The organism is Chryseobacterium nepalense, assembly GCF_023195755.1.
GTDB classification, from domain to species: domain Bacteria; phylum Bacteroidota; class Bacteroidia; order Flavobacteriales; family Weeksellaceae; genus Chryseobacterium; species Chryseobacterium nepalense.
In genome coordinates this window covers 3,398,011-3,414,478 of sequence record NZ_CP096203.1, presented here as the reverse complement: position 1 = coordinate 3,414,478, position 16,468 = coordinate 3,398,011, and the positions used below count along the sequence as shown (strand labels likewise).

The window sequence follows — 16,468 nt, the reverse complement described above, 5'->3', positions numbered from 1 at the left end:
AAATTATTCTATTTATCCAGTACTTCATATATTGAATTATTACTTCTGAATTCCGGAACAATTATCTTCAGAAGTTTTACTACTTCAACTTTATCTCTTCTTAAGGAAGCTTTGGTAATAGAATTTACAAGCGTTTCTATCTCCAGGAATTCCATGATAGGATCTTTGGAAATCATGATTTTTTCATTATGAGTAGGCAATGTTTTGGCATCGTCACTTAATAATTCCTCATACAATTTTTCACCTGGCCTTAGCCCTGTATAAATAATTTTAATATCAATGTTCGGCTCAAATCCCGACAGCTTGATCATTCTTCTTGCCAGATCCAGTATTTTCACCGGCTCTCCCATGTCAAAAACAAAGATTTCTCCTCCCTGACCCATCGTACCAGCCTGTAGTACCAGTTCGCAGGCTTCAGGAATCGTCATAAAATATCTTACAATATCCGGGTGGGTAATGGTAACAGGTCCTCCGGCTTCAATCTGTCTTTTGAAATGCGGAATTACCGATCCGTTGGATCCCAAAACATTTCCGAACCGGGTAGTAATAAATTTGGTAGTGTTCCCTTCTACATTCTGCAACGACTGCACAAATAATTCAGCAGCTCTTTTTGATGCTCCCATCACATTGGTGGGATTTACCGCCTTATCTGTAGAAATCATTACGAATCGGTTTACCTTATATTTGCTGGACAGTGTTGCTATAATTTTGGATCCGAGTACATTCACAAGAATTCCTTCGTGAGGATTCTCTTCCACCAACGGAACGTGTTTATAGGCTGCCGCATGGTATACCATGGAAAAGTTGTAGGTTTGGAATAAAGGTTCTATCCTGTGTTTATTAGAGACATCTGCCAGTACAAATTTGAATCTGACATGAGGAAACTTCTCTTTCATTTCCAGTTCAATATCGTACAAAGGTGTTTCCGCCTGATCCAGAACCACAATAAGTGAGGGATTAAACTGTGCAACCTGGCGCACAATTTCGCTACCTATTGAGCCTGCTCCGCCTGTTACAAGGATGTTCTTATTAAAATGTCTTCTCTTGATTTCTTCGTTTTCAATCTTAATCGGTTTTCTGTTCAGAAGATCCTCAATCTGAAGATTACGGATGGAACCCGCAAAATCACTGTCACGTAGCTTTTGTACCGATGGTGCTTTGAATATATTGAGATCTTTTTCAAGAAATAAATTCACCCAGGAATTCATTTCATCTTTAGACATCATTTCTTTAATGATGATTATGCCATCAATAAGAAGTTCTTCTTTAGCGTTTTCTTCTATTTTTTCTTTGGCAAAAATGGGCTTTCCCAGTAAATATGCTCTCTTAGAGTCTGTACGCTGTGTAAGAAATCCTACTACGTGGTAAGGAAGGCTAGGATTATCCAAAATTGCCCTTGCAATGGCAATAGACTGTTCATCAATTCCCAGTACAAGAATTCTTTTCTTCAATGTGCTTCTTCTGTATTCTCTCACTATATGAAAGAACTCTTTCACATAAAGCCTGAACAGAAAAAGCCCCATAAAGGAAATTATGAAATACAATATAAGAAAAGGATTAATAATAAATTCTTTCCCTGTTATCCACTCACAAATGATGTTGGCACTTCCTACTAAGAACAATGTACAGAAGCATGAGATAAGTAGTTTAAAAAGATCTATAAAAGTAGAGTGTCTTATAATACCTGCATATGTTTTAAAAACATACATAAACATGACATTCGAAAATATCACTCCTGCAAATACTACAATCTTATCATTGTGGTAAATAAATTCAGACCGCGTAATTTTTTCTATAATATAGGTAGCTAAAAATAGTGATATTACCAATATGATAATATCTATTACAAGAATTATCCACCGTGGCAGATATCTTACATCCGAGAGATTGACAACATTATCTCCTCCGAACATTTTCTTTCTAAAAGAGTTGTACATTGTCTTTAATGGTATTCATGTGTATAAAAATGTATAATCTGACCTTCACATTCGAAAGTATTGATGCAAATTTAAAATAAAATTTCATCTATTATCAGTATTTAAAAATTAAATTTAGTTCAGAGATAATATGGTATTATGAATTATTCTCTTCAGATATTCTGCGGAATAGAAAACAACCCTGGCAAAAAACATACCACATAGCAATTATGTTTATCACTGTATTTAAAAATTAAGCAACATACTGCCAATCAAAATTGTTTTTTCTATGTAATGAATAAATTTCTTTCTATAGTTAATAATTTTTAAATTCTCTTTTTACTCTAAACTGCCTTATTTTTTTAATATTATTCAAAAATATCATTTATTTTTTCATATTCAAACCCCCTGCTCATTAAATATTTTATGGTTTTTGATTTACGCTGATATTCTTTAAGCCCTTTTTGCTTCAAATAATAATCTTCATAGATTTTGCGGATCGTTTTGCTATAATCCTGTTCATCAATTTCATCAAAGCATGCATTAATTAATTTTTCAGGAACCTGCTTTTGTTTAAGGTGAATTTTAATTTTCGTTTTTCCCCAGTGTTTAATATAAAATTTCCCGCGGATATAGCTTCGCGTAAACCGTTCTTCATTTAAATAATTTTCCTGTAAAAGATAAAGCATGATTTCCTCTTTCGCTTCATCAATAAGGAGAAACTCTTTCATTTTTTGTTCAACTTCATAATGACAGCGATCCTGGTACACACAATAGTTTACCAGCTTTTGTTTTATCTCATCAAAAGTGAACGATTTCTTTTCCATATTCCATAAAAAAGAATGAGCAGATGCCCATTCTTTATATTTTATTTTGATATTAATTAATAGTTAAATAAAGCTTTGCCTTCCATTAATTCATTCACTTTTTTTCTAACGGAAGTAAGTACTTCTTCATTTTTAATATTGTCTACTACTTCAGAAATTAATCCTGCAATAGTATCCATATCATTCTCTTTCAATCCTCTTGTGGTGATAGCTGCAGTTCCCAATCTGATCCCTGAAGTTGTAAATGGTGATTTGTCATCAAAAGGAACCATGTTCTTGTTGCAGGTAATATCAGCAAGCACCAAAGCTTTTTCAGTTTCTTTACCGTTTACACCTTTGTTTCTGAGATCTACAAGCATTAAATGATTATCCGTTCCTCCGCTTACAATATCAAAACCTCTGTCAATCATTGCTTTTGCTAATGCCTGTGCATTGGATTTTACCTGCTTTGCATAGGTTTCAAATTTCACATCCAAAGCTTCCCCGAAAGCAACTGCTTTTCCGGCAATCACATGCTCCAGCGGACCTCCCTGAATACCCGGAAAAACGGAACCATCCAATACCTGGCTCATCATTTTGATTTCCCCTTTCGGAGTTTTGTGGCCATATGTATTTTCAAAATCTTTTCCCATCATAATCATTCCTCCACGCGGACCTCTCAATGTTTTATGAGTAGTTGTCGTTACAACATGACAGTGCTCAAATGGGGAATTCAATAGACCTTTAGCTACCAAACCGGCAGGATGTGCAATATCTGCCCAAAGTGTCGCACCAATTTCGTCTGCTACTTCTCTGAATTTGGCATAATCAAGATCACGAGAATATGCTGAAAAACCGGCGATAAGCATTTTAGGCTTTTCTCTCAGAGCAACTTCTCTCATTTGATCGTAATCGATAAGACCAGTCTCTTGCTGCACTCCGTAAGAAACCACATCATACTGAATTCCTGAAAAATTAACCGAAGAACCATGAGTAAGGTGACCTCCCATAGAAAGATCCATTCCCATAATTTTGTCGCCCGGTTTTAAAACGGCAAGATAAATGGCGGCATTCGCCTGAGAACCTGAATGCGGCTGTACATTTACATAGTCCACCCCAAAAAGCTGTTTTGCTCTTTCAATAGCCAGCGTTTCAACCTCATCTACTACTTCGCAACCTCCGTAATATCTTTTTCCGGGATATCCTTCAGCATATTTATTGGTAAGCACACTTCCCACGGCTTTCATCACATTATCAGAAACAAAGTTCTCTGATGCAATCATCTCAATTCCATGAGTTTGTCTTTGTCTTTCTTTTTCAATCAGGTCGAAAATAATATCCATTTTACTTTTAGTTTTTGAAATTTTTCACCCCAAAAATACGAAATTTCCGCCGAGATTGCGGTATACATCCATATGATTTTTAGCCTTATCATTAACAATACATCCTGAATATTTGCTGTTTAATGAGATTTCCACAGTATTTTCTGATTCTTACCTTAAATTTTTAAAATGAAATAAAAAAATCCTCCCAAATACTTTGAGAGGAATATCGTATGAATCAAAAGAAATTAAAATCCGTCTTCTGATAATTCTTTATTCACAATGGCTCCGGTAAAATTTCCCTGCGCAACCGCATTGGCTACAGATCGCATCATGGTGGTATTGTCACCACAGGCAAATACACCATCGGTACTTGTTTTATGAAAATGGTCTATTTTAATAAACCCATGCTCGGTAAGTTCAAGCTGTAAATCTTCGGTATTGATATTCTGCTCAAAAGGAATTTTTGCATACAATGCTTCAAGAGCTTTTTCGCTTCCGTTTTTAAATACAATTTTCCGGATATTACCATTTTCATGAACAATTTCTTTTATTTCGTCTTCAACAATATTAATTTTATTTTGACTGAATCTCTCTATCTGTTCTTCATTTAATGTACATTCTCCGTTGGTAAATAAACTGAGATCTTTAGACAGATTAAAAACCAGTTTTGAAAATTCGAAAGCAAGATCACCGTTGGAAAGAATTCCTGTTTTTTTACCTTTAACCTCATAGCCGTGACAATAAGGACAATGGATCACGGAAATCCCCCAACACTCGGCAAATCCTTTAATATCCGGTATCTGATCTTTAACTCCGGAAGCCAGAATTATTTTTTTAGCTGAAAATTTTTCACCGTTATCTATTTCCACTTCAAAACCTTCTGAATTTTGAGATGTTTTTGCAACCCTGCCTTCAAGAAAACTTACCGTTTCATATTTTAAAACCTGGTCTTTTGCTATTTCTGAAATTTCTTTCGGAGCTTTACCATCCTGCGTAAGAAAGTTATGTGAATGAGGAGTCTGCCAGTTACAAGGTTTTCCGCTGTCGATAATCAAAACATTTCTTAATGATCTTCCGAGAGACATTCCGGCAGAAAGTCCAGTATAGCTTCCTCCTATTATGATTACGTCAAAGTTATTTTTCATAAGTATTTATTTGTTGATAGTTACTACAAGTAACGAACCGTTATTATTCAGCAAAGATAAAAATAAATTCACTAATGCAACAAAATTGCATTAATAATTACCATATCTGAAAATACATAAACACACACAGGATTAAGAAATGAATTGAATAAAAAAATCCTGAGAATAATTCCCAGGACTACATCTGAATCTATAGTGTTAGTTTACTATTTTTTTGATTTTTCTTTCAATTCTTCTTTGTCTTTATCAGAAGGATTCCAGACTTTTACTTCTGCATCTGGGCGAATTCCGGAAAGAATTTCCACATTAATTCCGTCGCTTGCTCCTAATTTTACGTATACTTTTTTGAACTTACCGTCTTTTTGCTTCACTTCAACGAAAGGTACATCTTTACCGTTTTTCTTTTCATACTGAATTAAAGATTCATCCAGCAATAAAGCGTTTTTCTTTGAGGTGAGTACAATTTCGCCGTTGGCAGAAAATCCCGCTCTGATGTATTCATTATTTGGGTTGAATACATCTCCTTCCACAGGGAATTTGATCGTTCCGTTGTTATCTTTACCTTTCGGAGCAATCATCGTCAGTCTTCCCGGAAATGTTTTATTCTGAAGAGCACCGATGACGATTTTCATATCCATTCCTTGTTTAAGCTTTCCTGCCTGCGCCTCGTCAATCTCTCCCTGAAAAATTAAAGAATTGAGATCGGCGATAGAACAAATGGTGGTCCCTGCGTTAAAAGAGTTGGCTTCAATTACCTGACTTCCTACTTTTACAGGAACTTCAAGAACCGTTCCTGCAGCTTTTGAACGAATCTGCGTTGTAGCAAGCCCCTGAAGTTCCGGAGTAGCTCCTGTTTTTGCAATCTGCAATGCTTTTTGCGCAGTCACGAGCTGCTGTTGGGAATTTTTCAATGCCTGTTGTGTTGTATAAAGCTGCTGTTGTGCATTTAAAAACTCCTGTTTTGAGGCAACTCCTTGTTTGTAAAGTCTTTCCTGCATTTCAAACTGCTTACGCATGTTTTCAACATTCATCCTGGCATTGCTGATCTGGAGCTGCTGATTATTTACATTTTGTTGCGCATTATTCACTTCAGCAATATTCGGGACAATCCTTACGGTCGCGATCAACTGTCCGGCCTCCACCCTGTCGCCTTCGTCCACTAAAATTTTGTCAATAATTCCTGCTATATTGGGTTTGATTTCGATTTCTTCCTTTGGAATAATTTTTCCTGTCGCCATTACCTTGTCTTCCATATTCTGAACAGTAGGCTTACGGGTAAGAAAAGCTTCGCTCTGCTTAGAATTGGATTTTACAAAATATCTGATTCCTGAGAACAGCGCCACTGCAAATAAAAGCCCGAGAATAATATAAATGGCTTTTTTCCAGGTGAATTTCTTTTTCATATGTATAGTTTATTTTTATTTAAATTAAAGTTTTATTCTGTTCTTAATGCTTCAATAGGACGTATTTTTACCGCTCTTTGTGCCGGAATCATTCCTATGATAAGTCCTAAAATCACCATAACCGCCATCGCCGCAAAAACATTTCCATAATTGACCGTAGGATTATAAAAAGGAAATGAATCCTGTCCCTGGGTGGCTACATTTAAAATCATAAGCACAAAAATCCCGAACATAAAACCTAAAAGTCCGGAAGACAACGTAATCACGACACTTTCCAGGAGAATCTGGTTTCTCACTTCGGAAGGTTTTGCCCCTAATGCTCTTCGGATTCCTATTTCTTTAGTTCTTTCTTTAACGGTAATCAAAAGGATATTTGAAATGGCAATTACTCCCGCAAGAATGGTTAATGTTCCCACAATAATGGTAAGAAGCTGCATTCCCGTAAGAAAGCCCGTCAATTTTTTAAATTCTTTGCCGAGATTAAAGCTTCCGAAAGCATTGGTATCTTCTGGAGAAACTTTATTTTTAGCTTTTAATTCAAGTTTTACGGTTTTTTCAACGGAATTCACGTCGACATTAGGTTTACTCACAATAGCAAACATATCAATCTGATCTCCTGCATTATACATTTTGGTATAAGTGGAAAGCGGGATAAAAACTGTTTGATCATTTTCAAACCCTCCGTTTTTCTTTATTCTGAATACACCGATCACGTTAAAAAAGATTCCTTTAATATTAATGGATTTCCCAATTGGGCTTTCATTCTTTTTAGAATCAAAAAAGTTTTTATAAATCTCTTCTCCGATTACCGCTACATTTTTATTTCCGGAAACATCTGCATCATTGATATACCTACCGAAAATCAGTTTCTTTTCCGAGATCTTATTTCCTACCGGATAATCTCCTGTTAAAGCATAGGTTCCGCTTTTCCCGTTTCTTGACATGGATTCTCCCGGTGTTCCCGTGAAACTTCCTCTTGAATTCTGTGGTGAAATGTAATCAATTTCGGAAATTTTTCTTTTCAGCATGTCGATATCAGAAAGATGGAGGTGCATCTGTCTTCCTTTAGGGAAACCTTCGTAAGGAATAGATGTGTTTTGCGCCCAGAGAAAAATAGAATTGGTAGCAAATCCGGAAAAGAGCTTATCAAAGCCGTTCTCCATTCCTTTAGCTGCTCCCAGAAGACTTACATACAAAAACATACCCCAACCCACACCAATCATGGTAAGGAAAGTCCGAAGCTTATTATTCCTGAGTGAATAATAAATTTCCTGCCAAGTATCTTTTTTAAATAATATATTCATTTTAGCTGTCAATCTTTTTATACTAACAATGGTCAATCTCTGCGACAATAGTCAATTTTTCTGAGACCTAAATTAACTTGTGAAGCAAAATTCACCGTTCACCGTTCATCATTCTGTTCTCAGTGCTTCAATAGGTTTAATTTTAGAAGCTCTGTAAGCCGGCACAAATCCTGCAATCAATCCTGAAAAAACCAGTGCTATGAATGCCGCAAAAATGTGTCCCCACCCTACACTAGGATCTTTAATAAAATATTCTTCCAGATTATTTCCTATTAAGTAGAGAGCCAGCACACCGAGACCAACCCCAATTAATCCGGAGATTACCGTAATCACAACACTTTCCTGAACAATCAGCGCCACAATAGTTTTTGGTTTCGCTCCGATCGCTTTCCGCACCCCGATTTCCTTGGTCCTTTCTTTTACGATATATACCATAATATTGCTGATCCCGATAATTCCGGCTGCCAGCGTTCCCAAACCGATAAAGCCGACAATTCCGGTTAGTACTGCCATGAATGCAAAAGTATCGTTCATATTCTGGGCATTGTTCCAGACCCTTACACCGTTTTCATCGTCCGGTGCTACATTTTTTCTTGATTTTAGCCTTTCTTTTAGTTCGTCTCCGTACTTTATGGCTTCCTGGGGCGTTAATTTTTCATTATAAGCGATATAATTAATGCTCACGGTATCCGAACCTTTTTTCATCTGCTGCAATGTAGTAATCGGAACAGTAATGTGCCTCTCGTCCCAGTCGCCGCCGTCATCTGAAAATACACCAACCACTTTAAACATGGTTCCGTTGATATTTAATTCTTTTCCTACAGGACTTCCGTTTTTGATAAGGTCACGCTGAACCATCCTTCCGATTACAGCTACATTCTGTTTTCTTTCCAAATCAGTAGGAGTAAGATATCTTCCTTCAAGGATTTTTCTGTTTTCAATGGTCTGCTCTTCAGGCTTGGCCCCGTTAATCTGATAATTGCCGCTCTCTTTACCGTATTTAACCAATAAATTGGATGTATATCTTGGAGTGGAACTTCCTACTTTTTCTTTATCAATATTAACAAGGAAATCGTAGTCGTCATTATTCATGGTCACTTGTCTGTCAGACTGAAGTCCATTGTAGGCAATCGTTGTTTTTCCTGTTACAATGGAAATCAGGTTTTGGGCATCTCTTGCAAAACCTTGTGTAAATGCATTCTGCAGGCCCGTTCCTATCCCGAACAGAACAATAAAAATAAATAATCCCAAAGCCACAGTAAAGCCGGAAAGTACCGTCCGCAATACATTACTGCGAATAGAACTGAATATTTCCTGCCAGCGATCTAAGTCGAACATATTTCTTTAGATTTGAAGCGGGAAGTCTGATGATGAAAGTCTCCACTCTTTCCGCTGATTTATTTAATTATTAAAATTTTCTTTTTCATCCCCAGGCTTCCGTCTCCCATTTTCCAGCCTATAAAACCAGCTGCTTAATAAACTCATCACTTTCTATAATTCCGTCTTTCAGAATGACATTTCGTTTGGTTTGGGCAGCCACATCCGGTTCGTGTGTAACAACAATGATAGTTTTTCCTTCATTATTAATATCCTGAAGCAGTTTCATAATATCGTGTGTGGTTTTGGAATCCAATGCTCCGGTAGGCTCATCGGCAAGCACAACTTTTGGGTTGGTGATCAGAGCCCTTGCGATGGCAACTCTCTGTTTCTGCCCTCCCGAAAGTTCATTGGGCAAATGGTTGGCCCACTGCGCAAGCCCTACTTTTTCCAGATACTCCATTGCTCTGCGTTCACGTTCTTTTCTCGGAACATTCTGGTAATATAAAGGAAGGGCAACATTATCCAGAGCGGTTTTATACCCGATCAGGTTGAATGACTGAAAGATAAATCCTAAAAATTTACTCCTGTACTCCGCAGCTTTTACTTCCGAAAGGTGTTCTATCGGAACGCCATCCAGCTCATATATTCCGGAATCCTTTTCATCAAGAATACCGATAATATTAAGCAGGGTTGATTTTCCGGATCCGGAACTCCCCATAATAGAAACAAACTCACCTTCGGAAATGGTAAGGTTAATTCCTTTAAGAACATGAAGCTTACTTTTTCCGGTATCGTATGACTTATGTAAATCCTGAATTACTAACATGAAGCGGGATATGTTTTATCCAATAAGTAGGTATAAATTTTAATTTGTTACGCAGAAAGAAAAATTCTTTAATTAAATTATTGTTTAATAAATTTGTCCTTTATTAATAGAACTTTATAAAAAACTGTTTAACTTCAATCGGCTTTTAACAAACATTTTTCAATGATACTCCTTTGTAAGCCAGTATTTAAGCGGTTTTGATGTAAATGTGGAAAACTTTTAAGGTTAAAACTCAATCATTTAGTGTTTCGCCCTTTTAAATACAGTTCTTGTTTTCTAACTTTGTACATGTTCATCACCAAAAGATAAATACTTTGCCGGGTTGATAACTTTCACCTGTAAGTACCAACAAATCAAAATGTTGAATATTTTTTGAACTTTATCCACATCGATCATTATTAATTTTTAAGACATTCTAAATATGGGAATTTTTGATAAAAGAGTAAGCTATAAACCATTTGAATACCCTGAGGTTCTTCAATTCGTGGAAGCAATCAACAAGTCATTTTGGGTGCACTCGGAAGTGGATTTTACCGCAGATGTTCAGGATTTTCATTCACAGCTGGAACCGCACGAAAAGCACGCCGTAAAAAATGCACTTCTGGCTATTGCACAGATTGAAGTATCTGTAAAAACATTCTGGGGAAATTTATATAACCATCTTCCAAAGCCGGAGTTCAACGGTTTAGGATCTACCTTCGCCGAGTGTGAGTTCCGTCACTCTGAAGCCTATTCCAGATTATTGGAAGTATTAGGCTATAACGAAGAATTTGCTCATGTCGTAGAAATTCCTGCCGTAAAAAAGAGAATTGATTTTTTATCAAATGTCCTGAAACACGCCAATTCTGCAACACCTAAGGAATATGTTTCTTCTCTTTTATTATTCAGTATCCTTATTGAAAATGTTTCGCTTTTCTCTCAATTTGCCATCATCCTTTCCTTCACCAGATTCAAAGGATATATGAAGAATGTTTCCAATATCATCGCATGGACTTCCGTAGATGAGCAGATTCACGCCAATGCAGGAATTTACCTGATCAATAAAATCCGTGAAGAACAGCCTGATTTATTAACTGATTCTGATATTGAAGATATTTATACCTTAGTTGACCAGTCTGTAGAACTGGAAGGAGAAATCCTTGACTGGATCTTCGAATTGGGAGAGCTGAATGTTTTCTCAAAAGAAGACTTATTAAACTTTATGAAATACCGTGTTGATGACAGTTTAAAGAAAATCAACATGAATACAAGATACAATGTCACTCCGGAACAATACCGCCCAATGGTTTGGTTTGAAGAGGAAGTGTTTGCCAATTCAATGGATGATTTCTTTGCGAAAAGACCGGTGGATTATACAAAACACGATAAGAGTATTACGGCGAACGATTTATTTTAATAAAATTTAAATTAAAAAAATGGCAAGATGTACAGCACCAATTCATGGTCATCGTTCAGCAAGTGCAGCAGAAAACTGTCCTGCATGTAGCAGTCGTTATAGTCGTAGTTATTACTCTCCTAATTATTATTCTCCTTCATACCCTACTTCTTCAGGTGGTTCAGGTAATACCCTTTCTAATAGTAATGGAAGTAAATCAAGAAATAAAAAAGCTAGTTGGTCTTCAATCAGTTCAACTATATTATATACACCAGAAGAGATAAAAACTCTTACACCAGTTCGTGAAAATGTTGAAAAACGATCTAATTTACCAGACTTGCGTGATATTTTTCTTTGTCATGCTTGGGATGATCGTAAAGGTTCAGCTAAGGAATTGCACGATTTATTAGAATCAAAAGGTGTCTCTGTTTGGTTTAGTGAAAAAGATGTTTTGTTAGGTTCACCATTAATGCGTGAAATTGACCGAGGTTTAGCAAAATCTAAAGTAGGCATAGTGTTAGTTACGCCATCATTTCTTGAACGTATTAATAATGCAGGAATAGCGGATAAGGAGCTATCTGCTTTATTAGCTCGTGATTTGCTAATTCCTATTGTTCACAATACAACTTATGACAACTTACGTGATGTTAGTCCTCTGCTTGGCTCAAGAAGCGGTTTAAGTACTGCTGAAGAGACAATGGCAGAGATTGCTGCTAAGTTAGCAGAATTAGTAACTCCAGAGGAAACATTAATTGAAGCATAAAACAAGAGTTTACTTCTCATTCTTCAGAATGACAAATAATTAAATAAAAACAAAATTCCTGAGCCGTAAAACCGCTCAGGAATTCGAAAATATAAACAACTATGGAAGAACAAAGTACAAATATATGGTGGCTCAATGAAGAGTCCGAGCAGATGCTCAACAGAGGCTATTTGCTGAAAGGGGAAACAGTAGAAGGTGCTATCGACAGAATTACCACGGCAGCAGCAAAGAGACTGTATAAGCCGGAGCTTCAACCTGCATTTAAGGAAATGATCACCAAAGGATGGATCAGTTTTTCTTCACCGGTATGGGCCAATATGGGAACCCAGAGAGGTCTTCCTATTTCCTGCTTTAACGTTCACATTCCGGACAGCATTGAAGGAATTACCCACAAAATGGGTGAAGTCATCATGCAGACCAAAATCGGTGGCGGAACATCAGGATATTTCGGGGAACTGCGTAACAGAGGAACGGCAGTAACCGATAACGGAAAATCTTCAGGAGCCGTTTCTTTCATGAAACTTTTTGATACGGCAATGGATGTGGTATCTCAGGGTGGAGTGAGAAGAGGTGCTTTTGCAGCTTATCTGGATGTTGACCACGGAGATATTGAAGAATTTTTATCGATTAAAGATATCGGAAGTCCTATCCAGAACCTGTTTACAGGCATCTGTGTGCCGGATTACTGGATGCAGGACATGATCGACGGTGATATGGAAAAGCGTAAAGTATGGGCAAGAGTATTGGAAAGCCGTCAGCAAAAAGGACTTCCTTATATTTTCTTTACCGACAACGTGAACAGAAATAAACCGCAAGTATATAAAGACTTAGGATTAACAGTAAACGCCAGTAACCTTTGTTCGGAAATCATGCTTCCTTCAACCATGGAAGAATCTTTCATCTGCTGTTTATCTTCCATGAACCTTGAATTGTACGATGAGTGGAAAGACACTGATGCGGTAAAGCTGGCTATCTATTTCTTAGATGCTGTTTTATCTGAATTCATTGACAAAACGGAAGGGAACTATTATCTTCAGGGAGCAAGAAATTTTGCCATGAGACACAGAGCGTTGGGATTAGGTGTTTTAGGTTATCACTCTTATCTTCAGAAAAATATGATTCCTTTTGAAAGCTTTGAAGCAACGCAGTTCAATGCAAGAGCATTCAGAAGAATTAAGGAACAGGCAGAGCAGGCTTCGAGAGAACTGGCAAACATCTATGGAGAACCTGAATTACTGAAGGGTTATGGGTTAAGAAATACCACGACAATGGCGATTGCGCCTACGACTTCAAGTTCTGCGATCCTCGGACAGACTTCTCCGGGAATCGAGCCGTTTGCATCCAATTATTTTAAAGCGGGTCTTGCGAAAGGAAACTTTATGCGTAAAAATAAATACCTTGCCAAATTATTGGCTGAAAAAGGCCTTGATAATGAGGAAACTTGGAGAACTATTATGTTAAATCATGGTTCTGTACAACATTTGAAGGAGCTGACCGATGAAGAGAAGGCAGTATTTAAAACGTTTAAAGAAATCTCCCCGATGGAGATTATTTCTCAGGCAGCCCAAAGACAGCAATATATTGATCAGGCACAGTCCCTGAATCTTCAGATACCTTCTACAATGCCGGTGAAAGATGTTAACTATTTATACATTGAAGCCTGGAAAAAAGGAGTAAAAACTCTTTATTATCAAAGAAGTTCTTCTGTTTCTAAAGAAATGATGGTAAACTTTGTTACCTGCACCGCTTGTGAAGCATAAGACTCTCAAATAATAAACATTACATATTCACTTCAGCACGCTTTTACGGCGTGCTTTTTTCTTTTATATTTGTTAAAGAGATAATCACTAAAAATTCAGATATGAAATTCGGACAAGTAGAAGATCCTTCAAAAATAGATTTTACATTACCTAAAGATCATCCCAAAACAAAGAAAATTTTAAGCCATAACAAAAAAGGCCTGGAAAATATTTCCATAGGATGTGCAAAATGGAATAAAACCGACCTGAAAGGATTTTATCCGAAGGGAACGAAAGACGAACTTACCTATTATTCAACCCAGTTCAACTCTATTGAGCTGAACGCCACATTTTATGGGATGCCTACTCCGGAGCAGGTACACACCTGGAAAGAAAAAACCCCCAAAGACTTTAAATTCTTCCCTAAAATTACCAATACTGTTTCTCACTTCAGAAGATTGATAGATGTGACAGAACCTGTTACCCAATTTGCAACCTCAGTGATGCAGTTTGATGAAAAATTAGGGATGGTGTTTCTTCAGCTTCATGATAATTTTAAGCCTAAAGATTATGACAGACTGGAAAAATTCGTGAAAGACTGGCCTAAAGAAGTACCGCTAGCCATTGAATTAAGAAATACAGAGTGGTTTACCAACGAAGAAATCCTGGATACAACCTGTGAGCTTTTTGAAGAGCACAATATCACCAATATTATTGTAGACACTGCCGGAAGACGCGATATGCTTCACATGCGGCTTACGACACCTACAGCTTTCATCCGCTACGTTGGTGCTAATGCAGAAAGCGATTATGAACGTCTTGATGACTGGCTGGATCATCTTACAAAATGGAAGAAAGAAGGCCTGCAGAATCTTTACTTTTTTGTGCACCAGAATATCGAAAAAGCTTCTCCTCTTCTATCTGCTTATTTGATAAAAAAAATGAATGAGGAGTGGAAAACAGACTTTCACATCCCTAAAATGGCAACCGAAAGTACCGGAACCTTGTTTTAAGGATTGATAAATTTTAATTTTATTCACTATCCAGTGTAATAAAGTTAATTAAAATTCACTGTTTTAAGAAAAATAATTCACCTGTTATCCCCTGTAAAAGAAATACTTGCAAAATATTTTTCGTATTGTAATAATTGTTAAATTAGAAAAAAAATGACAATTAAAAAAAACCAATATGGAAAATGAAATTTGTAAAATAAGTATTTCAACAAACTGGTTGGGAGATGAATACATCTTTTATGAAGACGACAAAATTAAAAGAGTGTACGACAGCAATAGTTTAAGCTCTGATAATACTGAATGGGTAGAGCCAAAACAGATCAGTAAACATAATAAAGATAAAATTATAAAAAACTGCCCGGAAGAATTTAAGGAGAGAATAATGATGATTTTAGATTATCCGTGATTGTTTCATATCATCTTAAAGATAAAAATTCCGGCTTGCTTCGCAAGCCGGAATTTTATTTTCTGTTTTTAATCAATAAGATTAGATTGAGAAAAAGCAGCAGAAAATCAAGTGTTATCCAGATTCCAATTTTAATATTCTCGTAATTGTACTCTTCCACCTGCTTTTTTGCTAGATCCGAAAGTTTAAAACTTTGGTTGATATAATTCCGGACCTCAATAATCTGATCCATATTTTTATTAGGTAATGCATGCTGAGAAAAATATACAAGATTTTTTTTGCCCAGATATCCGGCAATCCAGTATTCATCGGAATTATCCATTTTAAGGTATTCTATACGGTAATATTCCGGACGGATATTTCCGATGTGCTTAGTATCAATTACTTTACCTACTTCCGTATCATTAAGCGTTATAACATAAAAATCCAGGGGTTGAGGAAGTTTATTAATGACCTGCAGAGCAACAGAATCTTCCACAATTCCTACCGCACTTTTTTTTATAAACCAGTAAGTAAAAATGGAAATAGAAAAAACGATGGTAACTATACGAAAAAGTTTTGCCCATTCGGCTCCCTTTCCTCTTTTAATTTTAGACAAAAAAAGAGAAATCACCAAAGTCCAGAAAATCGCCAGAACAATAAATACCATGTTGCAAAGATACTTATTTATACATACTTTTGCGCCTGTTAAATTTTACTCATGAAAAAACTCATCCTATTTCTTTTTCTTTTCTTTATCTTTTTCAATAATGCTCAAATAAGATTTGAAAAAGGATATATTATAACCAATGATGATAAGAAAGAAGAAGTTTTCATCAAAAATCCTGACCGGTCAGATAGTCCCAAAAATTTCATTTACAGAATCAGCGAAAAATCTTCAGATTTATTAGGAACTCCTGATAAGATTAAAGAATATTGTATTTATGATTTTGGAAGTTACATTAGTTATACAGGCCCAGTTGATAAATCATCAGATGATATTTCTGCATTATCTTATAAATATGAACCTGAATTTCGTAATGAAACTGTTTTTCTTAAGGTTCTTGTCTCCGGAGATAAAAATTTATATTCATACAGCGAAAAAAATACTACAAAATAATTTTATTCTGATTCACAATCAACAGTAC

15 protein-coding genes are annotated in these 16,468 nt (G+C 36.3%); 6 read left to right on the top strand and 9 right to left on the bottom strand.

Features of this window, described 5'->3' with window-relative positions; all coding sequences use genetic code 11:
- Positions 1 to 8: 8 nt before the first annotated feature.
- From M0D58_RS15410 to M0D58_RS15375, 8 genes are all read right to left on the bottom strand, one after another.
- Positions 9 to 1,937 (bottom strand): nucleoside-diphosphate sugar epimerase/dehydratase, encoded by a 1,929-nt coding sequence (locus tag M0D58_RS15410; RefSeq protein WP_248391312.1) that lies wholly within the window; start codon positions 1,935 to 1,937, stop codon positions 9 to 11.
- Between the two features lie 347 nt (positions 1,938 to 2,284).
- Complete coding sequence (locus M0D58_RS15405; RefSeq protein ID WP_248391311.1) at positions 2,285 to 2,743, bottom strand: regulatory protein RecX; 459 nt, start codon at positions 2,741 to 2,743, stop codon at positions 2,285 to 2,287.
- A gap of 56 nt (positions 2,744 to 2,799) precedes the next feature.
- Positions 2,800 to 4,065, bottom strand: a complete 1,266-nt coding sequence (glyA, locus tag M0D58_RS15400; protein ID WP_248391310.1) for a serine hydroxymethyltransferase — start codon at positions 4,063 to 4,065, stop codon at positions 2,800 to 2,802.
- Positions 4,066 to 4,292: 227 nt separating this feature from the next.
- Positions 4,293 to 5,192 carry an NAD(P)/FAD-dependent oxidoreductase gene (locus tag M0D58_RS15395; RefSeq protein WP_248391309.1) on the bottom strand — a complete coding sequence of 300 codons (900 nt, stop codon included), beginning with the start codon at positions 5,190 to 5,192 and terminating at the stop codon, positions 4,293 to 4,295.
- Between the two features lie 206 nt (positions 5,193 to 5,398).
- Positions 5,399 to 6,595: an efflux RND transporter periplasmic adaptor subunit gene (locus M0D58_RS15390; RefSeq protein WP_248391308.1), complete on the bottom strand. Its 1,197-nt coding sequence runs from the start codon at positions 6,593 to 6,595 to the stop codon at positions 5,399 to 5,401.
- 32 nt (positions 6,596 to 6,627) lie between these two features.
- A complete protein-coding gene (locus tag M0D58_RS15385; protein WP_248391307.1) occupies positions 6,628 to 7,899 on the bottom strand; it encodes an ABC transporter permease in 1,272 nt (423 codons plus the stop codon).
- A 108-nt stretch (positions 7,900 to 8,007) separates the two neighbouring features.
- Complete coding sequence (locus tag M0D58_RS15380; protein WP_248391306.1) at positions 8,008 to 9,237, bottom strand: ABC transporter permease; 1,230 nt, start codon at positions 9,235 to 9,237, stop codon at positions 8,008 to 8,010.
- A gap of 118 nt (positions 9,238 to 9,355) precedes the next feature.
- Positions 9,356 to 10,045 (bottom strand): ABC transporter ATP-binding protein, encoded by a 690-nt coding sequence (locus M0D58_RS15375; protein WP_248391305.1) that lies wholly within the window; start codon positions 10,043 to 10,045, stop codon positions 9,356 to 9,358.
- A gap of 421 nt (positions 10,046 to 10,466) precedes the next feature.
- On the opposite strand from M0D58_RS15375, the gene M0D58_RS15370 reads away from it, so the two are divergent.
- The 5 genes from M0D58_RS15370 (at position 10,467) to M0D58_RS15350 (ending at position 15,341) form a co-directional block, all read left to right on the top strand.
- On the top strand, positions 10,467 to 11,441 hold the full coding sequence (locus M0D58_RS15370; protein WP_248391303.1) for a ribonucleotide-diphosphate reductase subunit beta: 975 nt from the start codon (positions 10,467 to 10,469) through the stop codon (positions 11,439 to 11,441).
- A gap of 19 nt (positions 11,442 to 11,460) precedes the next feature.
- Positions 11,461 to 12,183: a toll/interleukin-1 receptor domain-containing protein gene (locus tag M0D58_RS15365; RefSeq protein WP_248391301.1), complete on the top strand. Its 723-nt coding sequence runs from the start codon at positions 11,461 to 11,463 to the stop codon at positions 12,181 to 12,183.
- Between the two features lie 101 nt (positions 12,184 to 12,284).
- On the top strand, positions 12,285 to 13,943 hold the full coding sequence (locus M0D58_RS15360) for a ribonucleoside-diphosphate reductase subunit alpha (RefSeq protein ID WP_072885148.1): 1,659 nt from the start codon (positions 12,285 to 12,287) through the stop codon (positions 13,941 to 13,943).
- 101 nt (positions 13,944 to 14,044) lie between these two features.
- Positions 14,045 to 14,935: a DUF72 domain-containing protein gene (locus M0D58_RS15355; RefSeq protein ID WP_248391299.1), complete on the top strand. Its 891-nt coding sequence runs from the start codon at positions 14,045 to 14,047 to the stop codon at positions 14,933 to 14,935.
- A 175-nt stretch (positions 14,936 to 15,110) separates the two neighbouring features.
- The gene (locus tag M0D58_RS15350) at positions 15,111 to 15,341 is read left to right on the top strand and encodes a hypothetical protein (protein ID WP_248391297.1); all 231 of its coding nucleotides are present in this window, start codon (positions 15,111 to 15,113) and stop codon (positions 15,339 to 15,341) included.
- 55 nt (positions 15,342 to 15,396) lie between these two features.
- On the opposite strand, the gene M0D58_RS15345 is transcribed toward M0D58_RS15350, so the two are convergent.
- The gene (locus tag M0D58_RS15345; protein WP_248391295.1) at positions 15,397 to 15,990 is read right to left on the bottom strand and encodes a hypothetical protein; all 594 of its coding nucleotides are present in this window, start codon (positions 15,988 to 15,990) and stop codon (positions 15,397 to 15,399) included.
- Between the two features lie 51 nt (positions 15,991 to 16,041).
- Here M0D58_RS15345 and M0D58_RS15340 point away from each other — a divergent pair, with 51 nt between their 5' ends.
- A complete protein-coding gene (locus M0D58_RS15340; RefSeq protein ID WP_248391293.1) occupies positions 16,042 to 16,440 on the top strand; it encodes a hypothetical protein in 399 nt (132 codons plus the stop codon).
- The last annotated feature ends 28 nt before the right edge of the window (positions 16,441 to 16,468 follow it).

Coding starts and splice junctions, on each gene's coding strand:
- M0D58_RS15410 (WP_248391312.1), bottom strand. CDS start 1,937: ATGTACAACTCTTTTAGAAAGAAAATGTTCGGAGGAGATAATGTTGTC.
- M0D58_RS15405 (WP_248391311.1), bottom strand. CDS start 2,743: ATGGAAAAGAAATCGTTCACTTTTGATGAGATAAAACAAAAGCTGGTA.
- glyA (WP_248391310.1), bottom strand. CDS start 4,065: ATGGATATTATTTTCGACCTGATTGAAAAAGAAAGACAAAGACAAACT.
- M0D58_RS15395 (WP_248391309.1), bottom strand. CDS start 5,192: ATGAAAAATAACTTTGACGTAATCATAATAGGAGGAAGCTATACTGGA.
- M0D58_RS15390 (WP_248391308.1), bottom strand. CDS start 6,595: ATGAAAAAGAAATTCACCTGGAAAAAAGCCATTTATATTATTCTCGGG.
- M0D58_RS15385 (WP_248391307.1), bottom strand. CDS start 7,899: ATGAATATATTATTTAAAAAAGATACTTGGCAGGAAATTTATTATTCA.
- M0D58_RS15380 (WP_248391306.1), bottom strand. CDS start 9,237: ATGTTCGACTTAGATCGCTGGCAGGAAATATTCAGTTCTATTCGCAGT.
- M0D58_RS15375 (WP_248391305.1), bottom strand. CDS start 10,045: ATGTTAGTAATTCAGGATTTACATAAGTCATACGATACCGGAAAAAGT.
- M0D58_RS15370 (WP_248391303.1), top strand. CDS start 10,467: ATGGGAATTTTTGATAAAAGAGTAAGCTATAAACCATTTGAATACCCT.
- M0D58_RS15365 (WP_248391301.1), top strand. CDS start 11,461: ATGGCAAGATGTACAGCACCAATTCATGGTCATCGTTCAGCAAGTGCA.
- M0D58_RS15360 (WP_072885148.1), top strand. CDS start 12,285: ATGGAAGAACAAAGTACAAATATATGGTGGCTCAATGAAGAGTCCGAG.
- M0D58_RS15355 (WP_248391299.1), top strand. CDS start 14,045: ATGAAATTCGGACAAGTAGAAGATCCTTCAAAAATAGATTTTACATTA.
- M0D58_RS15350 (WP_248391297.1), top strand. CDS start 15,111: ATGGAAAATGAAATTTGTAAAATAAGTATTTCAACAAACTGGTTGGGA.
- M0D58_RS15345 (WP_248391295.1), bottom strand. CDS start 15,990: ATGGTATTTATTGTTCTGGCGATTTTCTGGACTTTGGTGATTTCTCTT.
- M0D58_RS15340 (WP_248391293.1), top strand. CDS start 16,042: ATGAAAAAACTCATCCTATTTCTTTTTCTTTTCTTTATCTTTTTCAAT.